Consider the following 23,193-nt stretch of genomic DNA (forward strand, 5'->3'; position numbering starts at 1 on the left):
AACATATAATTACGAATATTTTTTTGCCTTAAAGATATTTTTATTTGCTTTACGTGTATAAATGGCTTAATGTATTGCTGAGATCTATTATTATAAGACAGTAAATTAATTCGGGCAGGTTTATGTTCTGGAAACAGAAAACAGAGGATACACAGACATTCTCAGACCTCATAAGAGGCTTGCAGCACTCCATAAGCTCCGCCATGGAGATGATCGAGGCACGGAACATCGAAATACTTGGCAGGTATTTTGACCCGGCAAGCGGAGAGCCTGTCACCCGCCGCCTCCGTCTGGATGAGGAAACTGTCATAGACGTTCCTCTTATATCAGTTGTGAATCCCTCCACTCTGAATATCAAAGAGGTGGAGATGGATTTCTCCGTGAGGGTTAACCAGACGGAGCTCAAGCAGCGGCAGCCCGACACGTCACTTTTAAACAATAAGGAGAACAAGCTTTACGCAAACCGTGTCGAGCGTTCAAGCCTGAATGTGAGCTTCGGCGGCAAGGGCGAATCTGTGATGAATGTACGGGTGAAGTTCAGAGCCGCCCCCATACCGGAGGGGATGTCCAGAATAATAACCGATTTTGACAAAACCATACAGCCCAGAAAAGAAACTAATAAATAAAGGAGTTTACCATGCCTAACGTTGGTTCGGAGTTCAGGGGACTGCCCATTGAGGAGCTCATAGCCGCGCCTCTTAAGGCGGCGTGCGACGCGCAGAAGCATCTGGCGGTTTCAGCTTTTGCTTTTATGAAGGAGATAGGCTTTGACGGCGATAAGCCGAGGCTGCTTGAGTTTAATCTTCAGCGACCGCTGGGTGATCAGGGCGGAGTGTCAAATGTGAAGGTGCAGGCGCCTTTTATCGGACTCGTGCCGATTCCGTCGCTCCTTGTCGATGATGTTCAGATCGACTTTCAGATGGAGGTCACAGACACCGCAACGGCAAAGGAGACAGATTCAAAGAGCGTGGACGCTGATGTTAACGCTAATTTCAAGTTCGGTCTATTCGGCAGCGGCGGGATCAAGATTCACGGCAATGTCACCTCCACAAGAGAAAACACCAGAAGCACCAACCAGACAGCGAAATATCAGGTTCGTGTTTCCGCCAGACAGCAGCAGCCCACGGAAGGCTTAAGCCGCCTCATGGACATTATGGCATCCTGCGTTACGCCGATTCCTGTTTCCGGCAGCGGCGGCTGACGGAAACAGGAGAATACTCATGTCTTTCTCGGCGCTTTTCAGAAGGGAAATAGTTAACTGGATTGGTGAAAACGAGCGTAAAATAAACTATATCAGCAGGCTGCCCGGCGGTTTTGAAATATGGTTTCAATGCGAAATGGCATGCTTCTTTAATTCTAATAACGTGTTCTTTGAGCGTGAGGTGAATGTATACCGTAAAGCGGATTTAAAGGCTGACTTTTTACTTCATTTTGATGGCGAAAGTTATGTGGCTGAACTGAAATGCCAGTCATTCTATAACCGCGGGGCATTTTATCCGAGCATAATAAGAGATATAGAGAAGTTTTCGCAGATAAAGCGTGAATACAAGGACTATAGGAAACTTGTTTTCGGGCTTATTACAGACGGTTACAGAGGGGAACTGCTGGAGTATGAGCGGGGTGAGAAGGAGTGCGAGCTGTGTTCTATAGACACCAGAGGTGCTTTGGGCTACGCTCTTATCTCTTTCAGTCCTTAAGAAGGGCTGCCGTTTTAGCGATTATTTCCTCCGGAAAGCGCCCGTCCGTGAGGAGTTTTTGATTGAGTTCAAGTTCAATGCCGGAGTAATCCGCATCGGGTATGAGCTTGCGGAGCCATGCAGCCGTGCCGTCGGATTTGCCCTGATATGGGCTGTTTTTCATCACCTTATACGGCAGTGTCTTAAGTCCCCTAGCTAGGGCTGCTGCCGCCGCTTTTTCGCTCTCTCTTGCCGGATTGTAAAGAATGCCTATGTCCGCCTTCCGTATATCGCCGTTCAATACCGGAGTGAATGAATGAACGGAAATATGGAGCACAGGTCTTTTCGCTTTTTCCGCAGCCTCAAGAACTTTTTTTCTGAACGGCGTGTGGTATTCATCGAAAAGCCTCTGTTTTTCCGTTGTACTGAGGTTTTTGGAAAATTCCGAGAAGACCGCCCTGTTGTGCGGCGAGCGGTTGAGGTCGATGATCAGGCGTGTGATGCTGCCCGTGATCGGAGTTATGCCGAGCAGCTTTCCCAGAAGAAGTGCCGCCTCAGCCGCTCCCGCGTCATAGCCTCTGTGTGATCGGAGAATGTCTTCATTTCCCCTGAACATATACCCGAACTCCGCAGGTACAGTGTTTACGGCGTGCTCACAGATGACTATTACGCTCATGGCTGAAAGAATCTGTTTTCCGCCAGACACTCAGCCAGTTCTCCGTAAACTTCCCTGAGCCTGCCAACGGAAGGTCTGTTTCCAGTTTGGGACATTATTCTCTCCGCAAGGGAGTCAATGGAGCAGAGCTTCACCGCTTCGGCTTTATACGGCGCGTTTTCGGGCATCCTTTCAGCCAGCTCAAGGAGCAGCTCAGCCGCCGTCACCTTGCCTTCGATGTTCAGCAGGCTGAGATACGCAGGGTTTTCTATGTCCACATTGCGGGCGTCTTTCGCGCATTTATTCATGAGGTCAACCAAAAAAGCCTGATCCGCCTCCTTCTGTGAGGAATAGGTGCTCCACCCGCCGCTGATCAGCTTTTTCAATGTCTCTGTTATAAGAGAAACCGCCGCCATATCCGCCTTGGGGCATTCCTGTATATCCATAAGGCGTATCTCTATCGCCCTGCGGTCAAATCTCGCTATGGCTCCTCTTGAGTTCAGCCACTCCTCCTGAAGTATGCACTCCGGATCATAGGGTGCTATATCTCTGTACATGGGCTCCAGTATCCCCTTTTCGTAAGCTTCCCATGAAAAACACGGCTCGGGGATCACCTGTCCGGTGATGAAGGGGATCTTCTTCTGATTGTTTCTGTAAGTGATTATTCTTGTGTCCAGCCAGCCGGTGTGTTCCCCCTCACGGAACGGGGAGCTTGCGGCGAGAGCCGGAATCAGCGGCAGAAGAACTCTGATCGCCGCATGGAGTCTGCCGAATTCCTCGTCAGTGGCGAAGGGAAGGTTAATGTGGGTGCTCTGAAGATTTGACCAGCCGTGCCCCTTGCAGTTGAAAATCCTGTTGTATGTTTCGTATATTTCCTTATCGCCGTGGTTCCAGAGGTGCATGTCCGTATCGGGGTTCATGAACGGGTGCATGGCTGTGGGCATGAGCATCCCGCCAGACCCGCTGAGGATTGCGTTTATTTTTGCGATGTTTTCGGCAAACTGAGTGTCCAGCCCGCTGATTTCCTTCGCCGGACCGTTTGTCTTAAGCTCTATTACGTGCAGAACAAGCTCGTTTGACCAGCCCACCGCTCCGTGCTCAAAGCACTGGGTTATTTCTCCGGCGGCGGCTTTAAGAAGCTGATCGCTGACGGGCAGTACTCCGAGTCCGTCTTTTGAGACTATCATGTACTCCAGTTCTATTCCGCAAACGGAAAAAAGTCCGTACATAGTTACTTTACCTTCCTCGCGACAAGCCTGTTCACAAATTCGCCGATGATTATCTCATAGAGCTTTTTGCCCAGCACATTGTCCTCAACATCAGATTCTATGCTTGGGTTATCGTTTACCTCTATGACGTAGAATTTATCGCCGACCTGTTTTATATCCACTCCGTAGAGTGAGTTGCCTATGCACTTAGTCGCCTTGAGGGCAAGCTCCACTACTCCGGCGGGGGCGGCTTCAACGGGCATTGTGTCGAATTTTCCGTTGTGGAGCTGCCCGTTTTCATCGCATTCCACAATCTGCCAGTGATTGCCGTGCATGAAGTAACGGCAGACGTAAATCGGCTTTCCGCCTATTACTCCCACACGCCAGTCAAAGCTGGTGGGCATGAACTCCTGCGCCACCACAAGGGCGGACTTGTCGAGGAGCTTTTCCATGGCTTCCTTGTATTCCTTCTCGTCATTGACCTTCACCACACCCTGAGAGAATGAGCTGTCAGGCTGCTTGAGGATGATCGGGAAGGGGAGAACCTTCTTTGCGTGGTTCATGTTGTGCCTGTGCAGAATGGTGGTTTTGGGCGTGGGTATCTTGTTTTTCTGCATAAGCTCGGACAGATAAACCTTGTTGGTGCAGCGTAGGATCGAGGCGGGGTCGTCCATCACAACAAGCCCTTCCGTCTCCGCCTTGCGGGAGAAACGATATGTATGGTGGTTTACGCTGGTGGTCTCTCTTATGAAGAGCGCGTCAAACTCGGGTATGCGGGTGTAGTCGTCCTTGCTGATTATCTCAGCGTTTACCCCTTCCTTCTCAGCAGCTTTCATGAAACGCTGAATCGCCACATCGTCAGAGGGTGGGGTCTTTTCAGAGGCATTGGTGAGTATGGCAAGGTCGAATCGGTAGTTCTTTTTCTGGGCTGCTCTGGGCTTACGGACGAAGAACTCTCTGGCAGCCTGCTCCACAAAGCCGAAGTGCTCTTCCGGAACCTGCGTCATGGATATGGGAGCTATGGCGTGGATCATCCACTTTTCCTTGAGCTTCACAAAGTCCGCCCGCACCATGGGGGCAACGAACATTCCGAAAAGGCGTGAGCTGAGCTTGTCGTATCTCTTGGCGAGGTTGCGCCCGAAGTATATGCTTAAGGTAAAGCTTTCGGATGTGAGATGTCCGAGGCTCTTCTGTATAAGCTCGTCTATTTCATCGGAAATAAGCTTCGCGAACGCCTTTGACTTAAAGTCCTGAATGGTCATAACATTCGGATAGGGTATATGGTTTCTGGCTGCCGCCAGAAGCGAAACATAGTATCCGTAGCTCTGGTACTGGTATGAACGGCAGAGGTTGAAAACCTTAGCTTTTTTCATGGTGTTGAATTCAGGGTCTGTGAGGTAGTTCCATGCGGAAACCACTCTTGCGTCGGGAGTGTCGAACTTCCATTCTGAGGGTGTGTTAACTACTATAATATTTGTCATTTCTGCACATCACCGTCCGTTTCATTTTTTTCGATAACCAGCAGTTTGGCATCGTATGTGAGAACGCCCAGAAGGATGGCATTTATAAGATGCGTCATCCTTACGCTGTAGCGGCTTGTTTTCATAAACGGGTTGGGGAGCATGGGATCAGCCACGCTCACTTTTTTCGCCGGTTTATCGTATCCGGTTATGACAACAAAGTGACCGGAGGGTTCGCCTCTCAGGTCGTCATAGTCGGTGTTCTCAGGTATCTCTCTCGGGCTGCGGTAAAGGTATGTGGCGCTCAGCGCCGTTATTATGGGAGTCTGCCTGTCCAGATATTTCCGTATGAGGGCAGGGGAGAGATCCGCGAACTTCAGCTCACCGCCGAGTGTTAGGAACTCTATATACTTTTTGGAAGTATAGCGCAGTTTGCTGTCATTTTTCACTTCCATCTGCATTTTCAGCTTTTTAATCATACCGTCAGGGGGCAGCCTGAACCATGTAGGGTCGAAAACCATAAGGTTGTAAGAGTAAATCGTTGCTTTATAGCCCTTTTTCAGTGCGTGCAGACCGAGGATCACGGCGAGGGTTCCGCCTGTTTCCAGCTCGGTTATTTCATCTCTGAGGGTAGAAAGCTCTATGTCTTCGCCGTAGTAGGAATAAACGGCGTGAAGGCATGTCGGACCGCAGGAGGTATCATCCGGCTGCGGAAGAATGCTTATGTTCATGTCTCTGTTCATATGCGCTCATCCATAATTGTATATTTTACCTTTGAAGATAAATTATCAAGTATAAGTTAAGGTTTCTCCGCTTAAAGAGCCGCAGCGTCTCTGAATATGAAATACGCGGCACCCACCAGACACATAGAAGCGTAGAAAAAGTTCCGTGTCACAGGCACATTCATATACCACACTGCGAAAACTGCGAATACCCCCATGGTTATTATCTCCTGCATAACCTTGAGCTGAGGCAGGGTAAACATGCCGAAGCCGTGCCTGTTTGCCGGAACCTGAAGACAGTATTCAAAAAAAGCAACGCCCCACGAAACAAGAATAGCGATCATAAGCGGCTTGTCTCTGAGAGTCTTGAGATGACCGTACCATGCGTAGGTCATGAAAATGTTGGACAAAACGAGAAGAAAAACTGTGCGGAACAAAGCCTGTACCTCATTCCCGTACCTGAAAATATAGTGGACGGACGAGATCAGACTATAATCCTATTTATGAGCAAATCAATATTTATTTGACGTGTTGCTTTCTGTTTTTCCCGCCGTATGCGAACAGCATGGCGCATGCGACCATGAGCCCGCCTCCGGCAAGGTTTCCGAGGGTTACGGCGATTATGTTTCCGGTGAACATGCTCCCCCAGCCGAGAACAGAAAGGGACGCCGGCTCAAGCCCGCTTGCAGTGACTGCCGCGGGAAAGGATTTGGCGAATATACCGGCAGGGATGAAGTACATATTCGCCACTGAGTGCTCAAACCCGCTGGCGACAAAAGCCATTATGGGAAAAAAGATTCCGAGTATTTTCCCGCCAATGTCCTGCGCACTCATCGCTATGAGAATAGCTAGGCACACCAGCCAGTTGCATAAAAGCCCCCTGAAGAAGTAAGCGTATTGATGCTCTATCCCGTAGACAGGTTCAGCGGTTTTGGCATAGGCGATCTTTATCGCCGTAGCACCGAACTGCCCGTCAGTCAGTCCGGTTCCCTTCACCACAAGCAGGGCGAGAAGCACGGCGCCTATGAGATTGCCCGTGTAAACTATCATCCAGTTCCGCAGCATGTCAGCGGCGGTTATCCTTTTATCCGCAACCCCTGCGATCATCATCGTATTCCCTGTCCAAAGCTCAGACCCCGGGATGACAGCCAGCATGAGCCCGAAGGAGAACACCGCTCCGGTGAGGAACCGCTGAACACCGACCCACTCTGTGCTGCCTGTGGTTACCATGGTAGCCAGATGTGCGGCAAAGCCTATGTACGCTCCCGCCAGAAGCGCCAAAACAAATGCTCTGGAAGCAGGCAGAGCGCATTTTGCGGCGGCGGTTTCAAGCATGGCTTCGGTCATTTCGGGAGGGGTGAGGAATTTCCGCATCAGGCACCTGTAACAGAGTATGTTCGTTTTATTTTTTGTAAAAAAGAAGAAATTTTGATGATTAGTTTTCCGGAAAGTTCTATAATTCTATAATATCTGTACTTTTTATATCAGCAGGTGAAAAAATGCAACTTTTAATGACGGCAATGTCCGTCAGCGAGAAGATCAGAACAAAAGGAATCGAAATCGGCGAACGCACATCCCATCTCCCGCTGAGCTTCCGGCTGGGTGAGGATCAGTGGGTGGTTATCTTCCGTTTCGGCGTGGTTGTCACTGTCGGTCTGAGCGATAAGGAGAGGAATGACATTCTCTCAGAGCTTGAGCCGTTTATAGATGAGCCCGACACTTCTATTGAAACTGAGAGTCTGTTTATCCAGACCGGATCAAACGAAGATAAGTTTGAGGGCGATTATGTGCGGGTGACGGAGCTTACCCGCCAGCATGTTCTCACAATGGCGGATATTCTGGCGAAAAGCGTAATGCTCGGCAGGTATGAGGCTGCCATGTCTGAGGTTTTTCAGCAGATAGAGCCCCTAGCCCTGCGTCTGAGATCCGGTGTGGGCAAAACCCGCACTTACAGAGAGCTGGTGAGCACCATCGGCTCGGCGCTGCTCATTCAGCACACCATGGTCGGCGGGGTTGAGGTGAACGAAAAGCCGGAGATCCTGTGGGAACATCCGGAGCTTGAAAGGCTTTACCTCAAGCTTGAGGACGAGTTTGAGATAATAGAGCGCAGCAAGGCGCTGGAGAGGAAGCTCAAGCTAGTGACCGACACCACGGAAAAGCAGCTCGGTCTTCAGCACAACGCCCATTCGCTCAGAGTGGAGTGGTACATAGTTATTCTGATTATTGTGGAGATAATGCTTACTCTTTACGAAATGTTCATTAAACATGTATAAATAGTGTTAATGGTACCTCAGCCGTCTTGGTCGGGCGGCTGTTATTTATTGACGGGGGTGTATTTTGGCGGGGTTCCCGAGGGAAAACTCATATCTTCGCGCGGAGGATTCAGCGTCAGGTGATGCAGACGGCATCAGCTGGGGCTTTACAGCCAAAGCGGCGAGGCTGATAATGAAATCGGCGGTGAAATACTATCTCCGCTTTTCGGAGGACAGCGTAACTGTTCTGCCTCCGGCTGACAAAAACAAGAGCTATCTGCTCTATCTTCATGTGCCTTTCTGTCTCACTCTGTGCCCTTACTGCTCATTTCACAGATTTAAGTTTAATGAGGAAACTGCAAGACGCTATTTCAGCCTGCTGAGGGATGAGATGCGCATGACGGCACGGCTGGGCTACAGCTTCAGCTCGGCTTATTTCGGCGGCGGCACAACGTCTATTCTCCCTGATGAGCTGGCAAAGACAATTGACCTTGCCAGAGAGCTTTTCGGCATAACCGAAATCTCCTGCGAGAGCGATCCCAATCATATAGATCCCGAAAGCCTGAAATACACCGAAGGGCGGATAGACCGTCTTTCCGTGGGGATACAGACCTTTAACGATAAATATCTCGAAAATATAGGCAGAAAAACGAAGTTCGGCAGCGGAGCCGAGCAGTATGAGAAGGTGCAGGCTATACTGAAGCACTTTCCCATCGTGAATGTGGATTTGATGTACAACTTTCCCGGGCAGACTGAGGAAGAGCTTCTGGAGGACATACGCAAGGTGCGGGAGCTGAACCCCCAGCAGGTGACTTTTTATCCGCTTATGTACGCCCCTTTTGTGGGGAGAAAGCTCAGGGAAAAGATTGGTAAATCAACAAACGAAAATGAGGCAAGGCTCTTCGCCCTCATCATGAAAAACATGACCGAACCGTACATTCAGCGCACATCATGGGCTTACGCCCTGAAAAAGAAGGAATTTATAGACGAATACGTTGTGGATCACAGCGAATATGTGGGCTTGGGTTCGGGGGCATTCAGCTTTCTGAACGGCACTCTGTATGCCAATTCGTTTTCTCTTAAGGAATATGCGGACCGTGTGGCGGCGGGGATGGCTTCCGTGGTAAAAAGCACTGCCTTCGGCAGGCATTCGGTTAAGCAGTACCGCATGATGGTGGAGATGTTCGGTCTCCACGCCGAGCCTCCGTACAGACCTTTTTTTGAATATAATGCCCTTAAAGCTGTGGGCGCTGTGAGCAGACGGGATGGTAAGACCATTCTCACCCCCAAGGGACGTTTTCTTCTTTCCGTAATGATGAAAGGGTTCTATAACGGTATGGACTATATAAGAGAATCCATGAGAGCAGACCTTAAGGCGGAGGATGAGAGAATCTGCCTTGGTTGCAGGGAAGATGAATGACGGAAAATTTTTTTGACGTGGCTGTAATAGGCGGCGGTGCTGCGGGGCTTATGGCTTCGGGGTTTGCGGCTTCCGCAGGGGCAAAGACCGTGCTTCTGGAACGGGGTTCTTCCCTCGGGCGCAAGCTGCTGATAACCGGCGGCGGACGCTGTAATCTCACCAATAATCAGACAGATATAAAGAAACTCACGGAAGTTTTCGGAAAGGAGGGGCGTTTTCTCTACTCCGCTTTCAGCTCATTTTCTCCGGCGGATACACTGAAATTCTTCTCTGAACTCGGGGTGGCGTGTGCGGAGGAGGACGCAGGCAGGGTGTTCCCTGATGATGACGACGCTAAGTCCGTTCTCAGGGCGCTTACCGCGTTCATCCGTTTCAGCGGCGTTAAGATATGGACAGACGCCGAAGTGAAACGTCTTGAATGTGCGGACGGCAGGGTCACAGGTATTATCCTTGAAAACAGCATCATCCGTGCTGACAGAGTTGTAATAGCAACAGGCGGACTGAGCTACCCCGCCACAGGCTCCAAGGGCGACGGCTATAAATGGGCGGAGCGCTGCGGACATACCATTGTTCCGCTCCGTCCGGTGCTTACCCCGGTTAAGCTCAGAGAACGCTGGATAGCTGATCTTGAGGGGCTGAGTCTGCGGGATGTGTCCTTAAGCGCATATTCCGGCAAAAAGATTGCCGAAGAACGGAGTGATCTCCTTTTTACAGGGGACGGAATGACCGGACCCGTTGTTTATAACATAAGCAGAAGAATCTCCGGAAGTGAGCATGGGATGAGGCTCTTACTGGATATATTCCCCGATGAGACGAGAGAGGAGCTTGATAAGCGCCTTGCGGAGCTCTTTGCGTCGAATGATAAAAAGATGATGAAAACAGCACTCGGGGCAATTCTCCCGCCAAAGCTGCTGCCTGTCGTGATTAAGCTCTCCGCTCTGGACGGCGAAATCCACGGGGCGAAGGTCTCAAAGGTGCACAGAAAGGTTCTTCTGGGACTGATGAAGGAGCTTGAGACTGTTATAGATTCCTTCCACGGCTTTAACAAAGCCACTGTCACTGCGGGCGGCGTGAACCTCAGGGAGGTTGACCCTAAAACCATGAAGTCGAAAATAATCGAAAACCTTTACTTCGCGGGGGAAGTTCTTGACCTTGACGCCCCCACAGGCGGCTATAACCTCCAGATGTGCTGGAGCACAGGCGCACTCGCGGGGAAATCGGCGGGCGCAGTTTAGCTGTAGGTGAACTTTTCGGTTGTATACCCGGTTTCCGCCGTCTTACGGAAGTATGAGTTGAAATTCGTTTTGCTTTGAAGCATGTAGAAGCCCGGTTCCCGTTTAAAATAAGCGGCTTCATCTTCACCGGCATTCCACACTCCCTTTGCTCCGGAGGACGAATCGCCCAGAGCCATCCCTTTCATATTCGGATTCCTGTACCTTATCGCGTCATCCCAGCGAAGGATGGTTTCCGGGGAAAGGGCAGTGAGATCAGTATCATAATTCTGATCCCTTGTGAACGAGGCGTTGCCGTATATAGATGAAATATCATAATCGGATGTGATCTTTATATTAGGTTGGGGTTTTGAGATCATTACAAACTCAAAGTCTGTGTTTCTCACAGCTTTTCCATTTTCTTTGAGAAAGTTTCCTTCCTCATCGGTTTTGAATACCGCCTTCCAGAAGCTGTCTGTATCTGTGAACTGCTTTATCGCCGGATCTGTGATTCCTTCCTTTTCGACAAATTCATTGAAAAAGAGGTTGAGATCCTCTGCTGTCAGGCTTGCCAGCACTTCGCCGTCATCGATACCTACGGTTTCGCCGAGGCGCACCATAGATCCCCACTGAACATCATTCGTGGTCTCATCAGGCTTGGGGATGCTTTTACCGTTTTCCGCGAGCGCAGAAGCAAGTTCGGATATTGAGGCGCTGTCAGGCATTATGAGCTTATAAAGTCCTGTGCTCTTCTCAAGCATAAGCGTGTTTTTGATGTCCTGCGCTTCCTGCACTGATTTTGCGCTGCGGAGGTCTTCAAGGATTTTGCCGAGCTTCGCAGCGGCTGACGAGATCTGAACTGTGTCTGAATCGGCTTTTCTTTCGGCATTGCCGCCTGCTGGGGTGCTTTCTGAAAAGGCGCCTGTTTGATACAGTCCGCCAACGGGGTTTTCGAATTTGATAATCATAGTACCCTTCCTGAGTATGCTTATCGGCAATATACTCAAAATGTTTAATCTGAGTTTTTGTTCCGTATCAGGCGCCCTTCACAAACTTTACATCCCTTTCAGAACCTTAACGTCCCATTTACGAATTTGCAGGTATAGTTGGACAACGCATAAACATTCGTTAATTCTTCAGGAGGTTTACATGTTTAAAAAGTGCGCTTTTATTCTCGGCGTTCTCGCAGGGCTTATGCTTCTCGTTTCAGCTCAGTCCGCGGAAGCAGCTCAGAAAGCTGCCGTTAAAAAAGTTGATCCCAAAACCTGTTATGAGTGCCATGATGTGGTTCAGGGACTTCACCAGTCCGGCAAACACAAAGGTGTTAACTGTATCAGCTGCCACGGCGGTCTTGACGAGCACCTGAAAGACTCATCCAAACGTCCCGAAGTGTTCACTTCATGGGATGCCTGCGGAGCATGCCATAAGGAACAGCACGGCAGTTTCCTTGAAGTCAGCAAGCACAGACCGGCAAGGGATGAAAAATCACAGCTCACAAACAGAGCGCCCAACCCCTTCTGGGACAAGCTTATGGCTCCTCACGGCTTCACAAAAGAGCATGCCCTCACAAGAAGCCACGGCTTTATGCTTCTTGATCAGGTCATAGTTGACCGTGCGGCAGGCGGAAGATTCCAGCCTAAAAACGGATGGATGTATGTTAATGAAAAACCCGGTAAACTCTGGGATTCTATCGTTGACACCCACCCCGAATCAAGCGACCACAAGCCCTTTATGAGACAGACCGCAGCAGCGGTAAATCCCGTGTGCTTCCAGTGTAAAACTCAGGACCACATACTTGACTGGGCTTATCTCGGAGATCCCAACGTCGGCGCTCCTTTCTCAAGAAAGAGCAACCCCACGGCTATGATCCAGACTAAAAAGCTTCAGCACGGTCTTAACTGCTATACATGCCATGATCCCCACGCAGCTAAGCCCAGAATCGTGAGAGATGCCCTTATTCAGGCTCTTACAAGACCCGAGGCTGACACTCTGTGGCACAAAGACCCGAACAGAACCAAAATCGAAGTTATCGACATGGGTATGAGAGGCTACACAAGGAAAATCGCTATCCTTGAGAAATACGATGCTACGCTTCAGTGCGGTCAGTGCCACGTTGAGTACAACTGCAACCCCGGTACAGATGCCAAGACCGGAGAGAAAGTAACATTTGACGATGAAAGAACAAACCACTTCCCCTTCAAAGACGTGCTTCAGCTCTATGACCACTACGTAAACCAGATTGCGTTCATAGACTTTAAAAACGCTTTCAGCGGCGCGCCTCTTTGGAAAGCTCAGCACCCCGAGGCTGAAACACACTACAACTCAAAACACGCAAAAGCGGGTGTAAGCTGTGACGGATGTCACACTCCGAAGATGATCAATAAGAAAACAGGCAAAAAATACACTTCTCACTTCGCCGTGACACCCAGAGAGCACATCAAAGAATCATGCCTCTCAGGCGGCTGCCACACAGGCTGGACAGAGAAAGACGCGATCTACTCCATCGACTCTGTAAAAGCCTACACCAAAGGCAAAATGAGAAAAGCGGAATTCTGGCTGTCTCAGCTTATCGACAAAATAGTTGAAGGCAAAGACAAGGGTCTCAGCGAAGATGTGATCAAACAGGCTCAGCAGCAGCAGCTTAAGGCTCACATTCTTTGGGAATACTGGGTAGCCGAAAACTCCGACGGCTTCCACAACCCTGAACTGGCGAGAGAATCTCTCACCAAATCTGTTGATGAGTCACAGCTTGGAATTAAGATAATCAACGATGCCATAGCCGAAATGAAAAAAGCACAGGCTGCGGCGAAGTAATTAAGACCACAGGCGAATAATGCGGATCGGGGGCTTTACGCCCCCGATCTTTTTTACAAAAAAATACTGTATGAATATATCTAAAGAGTTTATATATATTATGGGATTCTCAGAAACAACATATAGAATACCGTAATTTATTTTATAAACAGGAATTTTAATTATGATAAAAAAAGTCTTCCACGCCGCGGGTTCGCTCAGGTTCGCTCTTTTCATTTTTACGGTTATAATTTTTGTATCTTCAGTGGGTACTTTTATCCGGCAGCATGCCCCCGCAGAGGAAACCACGGCAAGGCTCAGGGAAGCTTTCGGCGACGCCGCCCCCGTTGTTTACTCATTTCTGGATAAAACAGGTTTCACAGACCTTTACCATACATACTGGTTTAACTTCATACTGCTGCTTCTGGCGCTGAACCTTATTTTCTGCTCCGTCCGGAAGTTTCCCGCCACATGGAGGAAGCTCACAGGAAAAATAAGCACCGAGAAAGACTCCTTCTCCGCTTACTTTGTTGAGGAAAAGGAATTCAGGGCTTCATCCGAAAACGTATCCAAGGCGTTTGCGTCGGTCTTTTCCCGCTGGGCAAGGGCTGAGGGCGGGGATGTTCTTGCCGCCGAAAAAGGCAGATACGGCAAATCCGGCGCATTTGTGACCCATTTAGGTCTCGTGATACTCATTACGGGCGGCTTCATCGGCGGCATATTCGGTTACAACGGGAATATTGCCATTCTTGAGGGAAAGCTGGAGCACATCGTCACCGCAGGGAAGGATAAGGAGATAGAGCTTCCTTTCAGCGTATATCTTGAAAACTTTGAGTCCGAGTATTACGAAAATTCACCGAAGCAGAGCTCCTTCCGCTCCAAGATACACTTCATAAAGGACAACGTGACGACAGAGGCGGTTGTCTCCGTGAACAGCCCCGTAAAGTTTGACGGCGTAACCTTTTATCAATCAAGCTATGGTGTATTTCCCAACAGGGACGTTATTTTTAAATTCACAGTGGATTCTCTCATTTCCGGCGTACGCTCGGAATATTCCATGGGGCTGGGACAGGAATTTGACATTCCCGATCTCAATCTTAAGGTTAAGCTGAACGACTTCGCCCCCGCCCTCGGAAAGGACAGTGACGGCGGTCTGGTAAACTTCAGCACTCAGCTTGTTAACCCCGCTCTGAACTTTGTCTTCACCAATCAGGAAGGTGAGTCCGCCAGCGAGTGGATACTCATGAAAGACCCCGCTTCCGGCGATTTCAACAACATGCACATAACCTTCAGCGATGTATGGGGTGCTGAGTATTCTGTTCTTTCCGCACGCATAGATCCGGGTCTGCCCGTAATCTATCTGGGCTTTATAATCATTTCCCTTGGTGTAATTATTGCGTTCTACACATCGCACAGAAGGGTCTGGTCAGTTGTGAAGCCGAGCGGCGGCAGTGTTTCTGTCCGTTTTTTTTATCATAAGGACAAGGGCAGAGTAACGGCTCAGCGTGAGGCGGAGAAGATGTTTAAATCGCTTTCGGCGGCAATCGAAAGCGGCAGGGGGGAAAAATAATGAGTTCATCACCTCTTTTTGCGGCGGCGGGTCTGGGCTATCTGCTTGCTATGGTTATTTATATAGCCTACTTTGTCACCGGAAGGGATATTGTAGGCAAGGTTGCTTCATCAGTGGCTTTAGTGAGCTTCGCCTGCCACACCGGTGCTTTTGTGATCCGTTGGTTCGCATTCTCGCAGATGTACAGTCTGGGATTTTTCCAGTCGATCCCCATAACAAACCTTTATGAATCTCTGGTATTTTTCGCATGGTGTCTTATTCTGGGCAATATACTTGTGGAGTACTATTACCGTGTCAAGGCGTTCGGCGCTCTCGCCGCAATGCTTGCGGGGATGGCTATAGCGTTCATAGACACCACGGGAATGTCCAAGGACATTCAACCTATCCTCCCTGCGCTTAAGAGCAACTGGCTTCTTGCCCATGCCTCTCTCAGCTTCATAGCATATGCGGCATTCGCCGTTTCGTTCATAGCCGCGGTGCTTCATCTCGCTCTCAGCGATAAAAGGAAAAGCTCAGGAGTTTACCTGTTCTGGACAGGAACACTCTCTCTGTTCATTTTTACCATGGGGGGTATGCTGGCTGATATGCTGATCAAGGCTTCCTCCGGAAACAGGGAAGGGATGTCCAAGCCGTTTACAGACCTGTTCAGAAGGGCGGACGGTTCGGACATTGCCATAATCATAATCGGTTTTCTCACAGTGTGGCTTTTTCTGTGGTATTTCGGGAATGTAATCTCCGCTCTGGCGGAAAAGCTCGGGCTGACGCAGGAGCTTCTTGAGGAACTGACATATAAGGCGGTTTCCGTGGGATTCCCCGTATTCACCGTTGGCGGACTGATTTTCGGCGCAATCTGGGCAGACAAGGCATGGGGGCATTACTGGTCATGGGATCCGAAGGAAACATGGTCGCTGATTACATGGCTTATCTACGCGTTTTACCTCCACGGGCGTTATGTTCGGGGATGGCAGGGGCGCAAGGTGACAGTCGTTGCCGTTATCGGCTTTTTGAGCACTATTTTCACATATGTCGGAGTAAATCTGCTTCTGAGCGGTCTGCACAGTTACGGCGCCTTCTGACCTGATGATCTTCAGCGTCATTCTGAGGCTTTAGCCGAAGAATCCCAAACCTGCGGATATGTTGCTCTTGCAGCAGTTTGAGATCCTTCACTTGTGTTCAGGATGACGCATAATGCCGTTCTTTGAACTGTTTACGTTATTGCGAACCCTGAGACCGCTCCGACGCTTTCGCTAACTCGAAGTAATCTTTTGCGGATCCGGTGATTATTGTTAAGAACTTCCTCTCAGTTTCCCTTTCATTACTCCACAGGTATACATATATTTATTCTTACCCCTGTGCGGAGGCACTATGAAAAAATTTCTTTTCATTCCGGCATTACTCTTTCTATTAATGACAGGTGAATCTATGAGCGCTGAAAAATACGAAACCGCCACATTTGCGGGAGGCTGCTTTTGGTGTATGGAGCCACCCTTTGAAAAGCTGAACGGCGTAAAGGATGTCATAGCGGGCTACACCGGAGGCAAGGTTGAAAACCCCACCTACGAGGACGTGAGCGCAGGCTTTACCGGGCATTATGAAGCGGTGCAGATAACCTTTGATCCTTCTGTTATAAGCTATAAGGAGCTGCTTGAGGTATTCTGGCGGAATATTGACCCCGTGGACAGAGGCGGTCAGTTCGCAGACAAGGGCACACAGTACAGGACTGCGGTATTTTACCACAGCCCTGAGCAGAGAGACGCCGCCGAGATCTCCAAGCGGGCTCTGGCAAACTCAGGCAAGTTCAAACAGCCCATAGCGACAAACATTCTGCCCGCCGTGAAGTTTTACAGAGCTGAGGAATATCATCAGGATTACTACAAAAAAAACGCGAACCACTACAACAGATACAAAGTCGGCTCCGGCAGGGCAGGCTTCATCGAAAAGACATGGGGCAAGGAGAAACCCGCCGTACCAAAAACGGACTGGCGCAGCTTTAAAAAACCGTCTGATGATAATCTGAAGCAGAGGCTCACCCCGATGCAGTACAAGGTAACTCAGCATGAAGGCACTGAAAGAGCTTTCACCGGAGATACTTGGGACAATAAGCAGGACGGAATTTACGTTGACGTGGTTTCCGGCGAACCGCTTTTTTCCTCAAGGGATAAATACGACTCCGGCACAGGCTGGCCGAGCTTCACCAAGCCGCTGATGAGGGACAATGTGGTTACCCGTGTGGACAAGAGCCTTTTTCAGGCGAGAACGGAAGTCCGCAGCAAGCACGGCGATTCCCACCTCGGGCACGTGTTTGAGGACGGTCCCGCTCCCACAGGCATGAGATACTGCATGAACTCCGCTTCCATGCGCTTTATTCCCAAGGAAGACCTTGAGAAGGAAGGCTACGGCGAGTTTTTGAAGCTTTTTGAGGAATAATCACAAAAGAAGGCGCATCGGCAGCATGGGCGAGATTGTAAACCCGTGACGTTCGTAAAATCTCTGCGCCTTTTCGTTTACAGTGTCCGTAAGCAGGGTTATGCGCATGCAGCCCTGCTTTTTCGCATGTTCCACGGCAGCGCCGAGCAGTTTTTTGCCTGTTCCAGTGCCTCTTTTTTCAGGCGCGACCACCATATCCTCCAGAACCGCGACTTTGCCGCCCAGAGCGGTACTCACTGTGTACAGAAGGTTTACCATGCCTACGGCGTGTCCGCTTTCCCGCATTATGAGTATGTCGCCTGTGCGGGGATCATCTATTATGAGCCTGAGCCCCTTTTCCTGCGCCTCTGTATCCGGTGAAAATTCCGCTTCCTGCTCAAAAAGATAAGAGAGCAGGCGGGATAGGGTGGGTATATCCTTCATTTCCGCTCTGACAATTTCCATAACTTTTCCTGCCTTATTTAAACTGGCGTATGCAGTATTTGATTATATAATTAATACTATAAAGGAGGCGTATATGCCACACTTACAGTTCGAGATTAACAGGAAAATAAGCGACGACGAGAAAAAGGCTCTCGCCGAGAGGGTTAAGGAGCTTTTTTCGCTTGTTATGGACACAGGTACAGACCATGTCGGCATAAGCATCCGTGAGTATGACACCTATAACCTTTTCATAGGCAGAGTGAAAAACAACAAAGAGGGTGTGGCTCTCGTAAACGCCGACATAAGGGAAGGGCGCACGATTCAGCAGAGACGCAAGCTTGCGTTGGGGTTCATGGAGATTATCAACAGCCTGTTTTTCATCCCGTTTGACAATATGTATGTGACCTTTACCGAGCATAAGGGAGAGGATTTTCACCTGAACGAACGCTATCTTGCCTCTTGGCATCAGGGGGAAGATCCTCTTAATGAGTGATTGTAATCCTTGCCGCCTGAGGTTATTATCCGCTCCATGAGCAGCGATGTTAAAAGAGCCGTTCTCACCTGCGGGCGTGAGGTTTCCTACCGCCACACGGTGAAGGCGGGACTTAAGAATATATATATTTCCGTGGACGCGGACGGCGTGATTTTGGTGAAAGCGCCTGCCGTACCGGAGAAGACGATCCTCTCAGTAATTGAGAAAAAGGCGGAGTGGATATTCCGGCGGATGTCAGTAACGCGTGAAAGGCTGGACGCCGTGCGGTTTGAAGACGGCTGCCCTGTGCCGCTGTTCGGCGTGAAATATCCCCTTGAGATAATCCGCAATCCTCTGGCAGGACTAGGCAGGGCGGATGTGTATTTATCCGGCGGCTGCATAAAGGCGGAGATCAATCCGTATCTCTTTAAGGAAGAATATTTTTTCAAGGCTCTGGAGACCTTTCGCAAGAGAAAGGCGGAGGATGTGATAACTCCGATGCTTGAGAAGCGTTCCTCAGAAATGGGGCTGATATACCGCAAGGTATCTTTCCGCAAAACGGGCAGCCGCTGGGGAAGCTGCTCCTCCCTCGGGCGTATATCAATAAATTACGAGCTTACCAAGCTGCCCGCCGAATGCGCTGATTATGTGTGCGTCCATGAGCTGGCGCACCTCAGACACCCCAACCACAGCGACAGGTTCTGGGCTCTTGTTGCCGAGTATGTGCCTGATTATAAGCGGATACGGCAGTTTATGAAAAGCTGCGTAACAGGCTGACTGTCAGCATTCGCCGCTGCTGTAGAATGCCGTGCGGTTCCTTCCGTTTGCCTTGGCGGTGAACATCGCTTCTCTGGCTTTATAGAAAACATCCGCTGCGTTTTCCGTTCCTTCCGGGCAGACAATGGCAATGCCTGCGGAAACAGTCACCATCGACTCAGACTTGGGTGTCTTCCACCTGCTGTTTTCAATATTTATCCTTATTCTTTCCGCCAGCTTTCCCGCAGTTGCTTCCGTTTCGTCCGCAAGGAGGACGGAGAACTCCCCTCCTCCGGTTCTGGCGATGATGTCCGCGGGGGATACCATGCTTCTCAGCCTCTGTGCTGTTCCCTGAAGTATCATGTCTCCGGCTTCCTGTCCGTGGGCTCTGTTGATTTTATCAAAACCGTCAATATCGCAGACTATGATGAAGCTGTCATTCTCGGCGGGTTTGCCTTTCAGAAGCGAATCTGCCTGTTCCAGAAACGTATCGAGAGTTTTCAGCCCGGTGAGGAGATCCTTTCCGCTGCCGTTGCCCGCAGCCTGCGCGAAGTGTCCGGTTCTTTCTCCGGCGCTTTCTCTGCGCATATGGAGGAAGTAGCTCCTGCGCATGTAAGATGTGATAACATAGAAGACCGTTCCTGCAAAAATAATGAGAACCGCCGCAAGTCCGCTTCCGGCTCCGGTCAGCCATTTAAGGGTAAAAAACGGCAGCAGGGTGAGATAGATAAGGGTTTTCAGCGGAATCTCCGGAAAGATGAACGGGACAAGCAGTCCTGCGTAAATCAGCGGGTGCGTTTCGCCGACAAGGAAGCTATATAAAAGGTTGAAGACAAAGAAAACCAGAACCGATGTGCCGGAGAGAATGTTTGCTCTTGCCGGTTTTTTCGGGAGCCTGAGCACGCAGACGGCTGATAACACAGCCAGAAGCGCTCCTGCGATCCGCACTTCCGGCGGCTGAGCCGATGCGGCGTAAACGGAGTACATCACTGCGTACAGAGTGAAGAAAAGACGCATTTTCATTATCGTGACGCCAGCCTTTTCCCTGCGGAAAAGAGCTTCCAGCCGCCTGTTTTTGAAGCCGCCCGACAGCCTTATGCGGTCTGAGACCGCTTTTTGTTCCTTTGTCATATCTACATTCCGCAATTTTTTTATATAATCGTAAATTACAGAGAAAAGATTAGCTTTATGCGCTTCCTGTTTCCCCTTGCTGAAAAGTGTTTTCAGGGTTATATTTTTTGTTTCCCATTATTCGGAGTTATTTGTGAGTTCTAACGTCAGGTACGCCGAGGGCGGCGTTAAAGAGATGATTTACATAGCGTTTCCCATGCTTGTTTCAAATGCGTGTGAAACGGTGATGGTTTTCACGGACAGGCTTTTCCTCTCCCGTCTGGGCTCTGTGCAGATGAGCGCGGCGATGAGCGGCGGAATGAGCAGCTTCATGCTTACTGTTTTCTTCATAGGGCTAATCGGTTATTCCACAGCGATGATAGCGCAGTTCTACGGTGCCGGTAAAAAGGAAATGTGCGGCACTTCCGCTTTTCAGGGTATAATAATCTCTGTCCTTGCTTATCCGCTTATCCTCCTCACCCGCCCGCTGATTCACTACATGTTCACCAAAACAGGCATGGACGAGGCGCAGCTTTACTATCAGCGCCAGTATTTTGATATACTCATTTACGGATCGGTATTTTTTCTCATCAGGCACTCCTTAAGCTGCTTCTTTTCAGGTATCGGTAAAACAGGGGTAGTGATGTTCGCCTCTCTGGGCGCTATGGTTGTGAATGTCGGGGCAAGCTGGGTGCTTATTTTCGGTCACTTCGGTCTGCCTGAGATGGGCATGCGGGGCGCTGCGATCGGTACTATAATCGGCAGTATCTCAAGTATATCGATTCTTGTTTTTGCTTATATGAGAAAGGATAATGTAGACACTTACGGTATAAAGGGCTCATTCAGATTTGACAGGGCGCTTACCCTCAAACTGATGAAGTTCGGCACACCCGCGGGATTTGAGTTTTTGCTCGGTTTCACGGCGTTTACATTCATAGTGCTTATTTTTCATGCTCAGGGACTCACCACTGCCACAGCGGCGACAATAATGTTCAACTGGGATCACGTTGCCTTTGTTCCGCTGATCGGTGTGGAAATAGGCGTTACAAGCCTTGTGGGGCGCTACATAGGCGCAGGAAGGCATGACATTGTGCACAAGACCGTCATCTCAGGTCTGAAGCTCGGCGTGATTTACTCCGTCATAGTGGCTTTGCTCTTCGTATTTCTCCCTTATCAGCTTACGGATTTTTTCAGACCGGATACGGCTGATCCCGCATTTGAGGCTGCCGTACCCCTTACAGTTTATATGCTGAGGTTGGCTTCTGTCTATGTGCTTGTTACGGCGCAAATGGTGGTTTTCATGGGCGCTCTGCGAGGTGCGGGGGATACTTTCTGGGCTATGGTTATTTCGGTGAGTATAAACTGGTCAATAACCATAGCCACGTATATTATTATGAACACACTGAATTTCTCGGCAAGGGCAGGGTGGACGTCTGTTGTGCTCCTCTTTTTGCTCTTTCCTGTGCTGCTTTATGTCCGCTATAAAAGCGGCAGATGGAAGGAGATTCAGCCCGCAGTCTGAATTTTTCTTTGGCACATTCCGTAAATAATGTATATATAATTGAGGATATATATAAACAGCAGGAATGCCGATGAAAAACAGAATCCTTTTTGTTGACGATGATAAATTCATTCTGGACACCTTCCGCCGCACATTCAGGGAATTCGATATTGCCCTGTGCGATTCGCCGGTAAAAGCTCTTGAAATGATGCGTGAAGAGGCGTTTGATGTGGTCGTTTCCGATTACAAAATGCCCAAGATGGACGGCGTGGAGTTCATTCGGCGCGCTTCTGAAATCAATCCCAACAGCGTGAGGATTATGCTCACCGGAAATGCGGATCTCGAAATCGCCGTGAGAGCGGTGAATGAGGGCTCCGTCTTCAAATTTCTCCAGAAACCCTGCGACAGAAACGTTCTTAAAACCATAGTGGAAAAAGCGATCGAAAAGTTCAACAGCGAAAAGGAGCTTCGTGACTCATCCGAGGAAAACTACTACAAAGCCACCCACGACAGCCTCACGGGACTTGCCAACCGCTTCATGCTTCAGGAAAAAGCCAGAGATTACATAGATAACTGGAACAGGTATCAGAAACGCTTCGCGCTTTTTTATATGGATCTGGATAAATTCAAACCCATCAATGACACCTACGGACATCACATCGGGGATGAGGTGCTTAAAGAGATTGCCTCAAGACTGCTGAAAATAGTGCGTGCCACGGATACCGTCGCGCGTCTTGGCGGAGACGAGTTTGTTATTCTTGCCGAAAATGTGAAAAACGAGGAAGAAGCATCGGTAATGGCTAAAAAAATAATTAAAGCGGTCACTGCGCCCATATATACAGATAATGATCTGGTGCTTGAGGTTGGTATAAGTATAGGGATAAGCATATATCCCGAACATGCGGATCAGTATAAAATTCTTCTGGAAGAGGCGGACGCCTGTGTCTATAAGTCGAAAGAGAAGGGCGGTTCAGCCTACACCATCGGCGGATGCAGGTAGGAGCTGTAATAGCTTCCCCCTTTGTTAAAGGGGGACTGAGGGGGATTTATGATCAGATATAATAAAAATCTTAAATCTTTCTCCAGAGCACTCAGGAAGAATATGACCGATGCTGAGTTGCTGATTTGGTCAAAAATCAGAAGAAAACAAATAAAGGGACTGCAGTTTTACAGGCAGAAAGTCATCGAAAATTATATTCTTGATTTTTATTGTCCTGCCTCTAAGTTGGTTATGGAAATTGATGGCGGGCAGCATTTCAGTGAAGAAGCAATTCAGAAAGATAATGAAAGAGACAGATTGTTGCTGAGGCACGGGCTCAAAGTGCTGAGATTCAGCAACACAGAAGTTTTGATTAATATTGACGGAGTTATTCAGACAATTTACGAACATTGCTGAAATCCTCCCCCCCCCTCCTTTGCAAAAGGAGGGGGTTTTTCTTTGACAGCAACAACTTCCCCCTTTATTAAAGGGGGATTGAGGGGGATTTTCTAACCGATGCGTTGCTGAAATCCTCCCCCGCCCTCCTTTGCAAAAGGA

Annotated in this window: 24 protein-coding genes; 15 read left to right on the plus strand and 9 right to left on the minus strand. The window is 49.3% G+C overall.

Features of this window, described 5'->3' with window-relative positions:
- Positions 1 to 122: 122 nt before the first annotated feature.
- Genes EP073_RS03515 through EP073_RS03525 form a run of 3 tightly spaced genes read left to right on the plus strand, consistent with a single transcriptional unit; the run spans position 123 to position 1,697 of the window.
- On the plus strand, positions 123 to 626 hold the full coding sequence (locus tag EP073_RS03515) for a DUF2589 domain-containing protein (protein ID WP_128465790.1): 504 nt from the start codon (positions 123 to 125) through the stop codon (positions 624 to 626).
- Between the two features lie 11 nt (positions 627 to 637).
- On the plus strand, positions 638 to 1,201 hold the full coding sequence (locus tag EP073_RS03520) for a DUF2589 domain-containing protein (protein ID WP_128465791.1): 564 nt from the start codon (positions 638 to 640) through the stop codon (positions 1,199 to 1,201).
- 19 nt (positions 1,202 to 1,220) lie between these two features.
- Complete coding sequence (locus EP073_RS03525) at positions 1,221 to 1,697, plus strand: hypothetical protein (protein ID WP_128465792.1); 477 nt, start codon at positions 1,221 to 1,223, stop codon at positions 1,695 to 1,697.
- Here the strand turns inward: EP073_RS03525 and EP073_RS03530 are convergent.
- The 6 genes from EP073_RS03530 to EP073_RS03555 form a co-directional block, all read right to left on the minus strand.
- Positions 1,687 to 2,382, minus strand: a complete 696-nt coding sequence (locus tag EP073_RS03530) for an N-formylglutamate amidohydrolase (protein ID WP_128465793.1) — start codon at positions 2,380 to 2,382, stop codon at positions 1,687 to 1,689. The genes EP073_RS03525 and EP073_RS03530 overlap by 11 nt on opposite strands.
- Positions 2,349 to 3,560 (minus strand): carboxylate-amine ligase, encoded by a 1,212-nt coding sequence (locus EP073_RS03535; protein WP_128465794.1) that lies wholly within the window; start codon positions 3,558 to 3,560, stop codon positions 2,349 to 2,351. The genes EP073_RS03530 and EP073_RS03535 overlap by 34 nt, the downstream gene beginning before the upstream one ends.
- 2 nt (positions 3,561 to 3,562) lie before the next feature.
- Complete coding sequence (locus EP073_RS03540; RefSeq protein WP_128465795.1) at positions 3,563 to 5,020, minus strand: RimK family ATP-grasp domain-containing protein; 1,458 nt, start codon at positions 5,018 to 5,020, stop codon at positions 3,563 to 3,565.
- Positions 5,017 to 5,742: a C39 family peptidase gene (locus tag EP073_RS03545; RefSeq protein WP_128465796.1), complete on the minus strand. Its 726-nt coding sequence runs from the start codon at positions 5,740 to 5,742 to the stop codon at positions 5,017 to 5,019. Before EP073_RS03545 ends, EP073_RS03540 begins: the two co-directional genes overlap by 4 nt.
- Positions 5,743 to 5,813: 71 nt before the next feature.
- The gene (locus EP073_RS03550; protein WP_241654043.1) at positions 5,814 to 6,158 is read right to left on the minus strand and encodes a DMT family protein; all 345 of its coding nucleotides are present in this window, start codon (positions 6,156 to 6,158) and stop codon (positions 5,814 to 5,816) included.
- 82 nt (positions 6,159 to 6,240) lie between these two features.
- Positions 6,241 to 7,095 (minus strand): formate/nitrite transporter family protein, encoded by an 855-nt coding sequence (locus EP073_RS03555; protein ID WP_128465797.1) that lies wholly within the window; start codon positions 7,093 to 7,095, stop codon positions 6,241 to 6,243.
- Between the two features lie 125 nt (positions 7,096 to 7,220).
- Between EP073_RS03555 and EP073_RS03560 the strand changes: the two genes are divergently transcribed.
- From EP073_RS03560 to EP073_RS03570, 3 genes are all read left to right on the plus strand, one after another.
- Positions 7,221 to 7,994: an RMD1 family protein gene (locus EP073_RS03560; RefSeq protein ID WP_128465798.1), complete on the plus strand. Its 774-nt coding sequence runs from the start codon at positions 7,221 to 7,223 to the stop codon at positions 7,992 to 7,994.
- 64 nt (positions 7,995 to 8,058) lie between these two features.
- On the plus strand, positions 8,059 to 9,393 hold the full coding sequence (locus tag EP073_RS03565) for a coproporphyrinogen III oxidase family protein (protein WP_128465799.1): 1,335 nt from the start codon (positions 8,059 to 8,061) through the stop codon (positions 9,391 to 9,393).
- Positions 9,390 to 10,628, plus strand: coding sequence for a BaiN/RdsA family NAD(P)/FAD-dependent oxidoreductase (locus EP073_RS03570; protein WP_128465800.1), 1,239 nt, complete (start codon positions 9,390 to 9,392; stop codon positions 10,626 to 10,628). Before EP073_RS03565 ends, EP073_RS03570 begins: the two co-directional genes overlap by 4 nt.
- Here the strand turns inward: EP073_RS03570 and EP073_RS03575 are convergent.
- Positions 10,625 to 11,572 carry a hypothetical protein gene (locus EP073_RS03575; protein ID WP_128465801.1) on the minus strand — a complete coding sequence of 316 codons (948 nt, stop codon included), beginning with the start codon at positions 11,570 to 11,572 and terminating at the stop codon, positions 10,625 to 10,627. The genes EP073_RS03570 and EP073_RS03575 overlap by 4 nt on opposite strands.
- A gap of 181 nt (positions 11,573 to 11,753) precedes the next feature.
- Here EP073_RS03575 and EP073_RS03580 point away from each other — a divergent pair, with 181 nt between their 5' ends.
- The 4 genes from EP073_RS03580 to msrA all read left to right on the plus strand — a co-directional run bounded on the left by EP073_RS03580 (position 11,754) and on the right by msrA (position 17,394).
- The gene (locus EP073_RS03580) at positions 11,754 to 13,418 is read left to right on the plus strand and encodes an ammonia-forming cytochrome c nitrite reductase subunit c552 (RefSeq protein WP_164885257.1); all 1,665 of its coding nucleotides are present in this window, start codon (positions 11,754 to 11,756) and stop codon (positions 13,416 to 13,418) included.
- Between the two features lie 163 nt (positions 13,419 to 13,581).
- Entirely contained in the window at positions 13,582 to 14,967 is a 1,386-nt protein-coding gene (gene resB / locus EP073_RS03585; protein WP_128465803.1) for a cytochrome c biogenesis protein ResB, read from the plus strand.
- Positions 14,967 to 16,043 carry a c-type cytochrome biogenesis protein CcsB gene (ccsB, locus tag EP073_RS03590; protein ID WP_128465804.1) on the plus strand — a complete coding sequence of 359 codons (1,077 nt, stop codon included), beginning with the start codon at positions 14,967 to 14,969 and terminating at the stop codon, positions 16,041 to 16,043. The genes resB and ccsB overlap by 1 nt, the downstream gene beginning before the upstream one ends.
- Before the next feature lie 289 nt (positions 16,044 to 16,332).
- The gene (msrA, locus tag EP073_RS03595; protein ID WP_128465805.1) at positions 16,333 to 17,394 is read left to right on the plus strand and encodes a peptide-methionine (S)-S-oxide reductase MsrA; all 1,062 of its coding nucleotides are present in this window, start codon (positions 16,333 to 16,335) and stop codon (positions 17,392 to 17,394) included.
- Here msrA and EP073_RS03600 read toward each other — a convergent pair whose 3' ends face one another.
- Positions 17,395 to 17,838 carry a GNAT family N-acetyltransferase gene (locus tag EP073_RS03600; RefSeq protein ID WP_128465806.1) on the minus strand — a complete coding sequence of 148 codons (444 nt, stop codon included), beginning with the start codon at positions 17,836 to 17,838 and terminating at the stop codon, positions 17,395 to 17,397.
- A gap of 73 nt (positions 17,839 to 17,911) precedes the next feature.
- Here EP073_RS03600 and EP073_RS03605 point away from each other — a divergent pair, with 73 nt between their 5' ends.
- Positions 17,912 to 18,310, plus strand: coding sequence for a tautomerase family protein (locus EP073_RS03605; protein WP_128465807.1), 399 nt, complete (start codon positions 17,912 to 17,914; stop codon positions 18,308 to 18,310).
- Positions 18,311 to 18,346: 36 nt separating this feature from the next.
- Positions 18,347 to 19,066, plus strand: a complete 720-nt coding sequence (locus tag EP073_RS03610; RefSeq protein WP_128465808.1) for a M48 family metallopeptidase — start codon at positions 18,347 to 18,349, stop codon at positions 19,064 to 19,066.
- A gap of 3 nt (positions 19,067 to 19,069) precedes the next feature.
- Here EP073_RS03610 and EP073_RS03615 read toward each other — a convergent pair whose 3' ends face one another.
- Positions 19,070 to 20,176 carry a GGDEF domain-containing protein gene (locus EP073_RS03615; protein WP_128465809.1) on the minus strand — a complete coding sequence of 369 codons (1,107 nt, stop codon included), beginning with the start codon at positions 20,174 to 20,176 and terminating at the stop codon, positions 19,070 to 19,072.
- Positions 20,177 to 20,309: 133 nt separating this feature from the next.
- On the opposite strand from EP073_RS03615, the gene EP073_RS03620 reads away from it, so the two are divergent.
- The 3 genes from EP073_RS03620 to EP073_RS03630 all read left to right on the plus strand — a co-directional run bounded on the left by EP073_RS03620 (position 20,310) and on the right by EP073_RS03630 (position 23,052).
- The gene (locus EP073_RS03620; RefSeq protein WP_128465810.1) at positions 20,310 to 21,677 is read left to right on the plus strand and encodes an MATE family efflux transporter; all 1,368 of its coding nucleotides are present in this window, start codon (positions 20,310 to 20,312) and stop codon (positions 21,675 to 21,677) included.
- Between the two features lie 70 nt (positions 21,678 to 21,747).
- Positions 21,748 to 22,656: a two-component system response regulator gene (locus EP073_RS03625; protein ID WP_164885258.1), complete on the plus strand. Its 909-nt coding sequence runs from the start codon at positions 21,748 to 21,750 to the stop codon at positions 22,654 to 22,656.
- A 48-nt stretch (positions 22,657 to 22,704) separates the two neighbouring features.
- On the plus strand, positions 22,705 to 23,052 hold the full coding sequence (locus EP073_RS03630; RefSeq protein WP_128465812.1) for an endonuclease domain-containing protein: 348 nt from the start codon (positions 22,705 to 22,707) through the stop codon (positions 23,050 to 23,052).
- The last annotated feature ends 141 nt before the right edge of the window (positions 23,053 to 23,193 follow it).

Source organism: Geovibrio thiophilus (assembly GCF_004087915.1).
Taxonomy (GTDB): domain Bacteria; phylum Chrysiogenota; class Deferribacteres; order Deferribacterales; family Geovibrionaceae; genus Geovibrio; species Geovibrio thiophilus.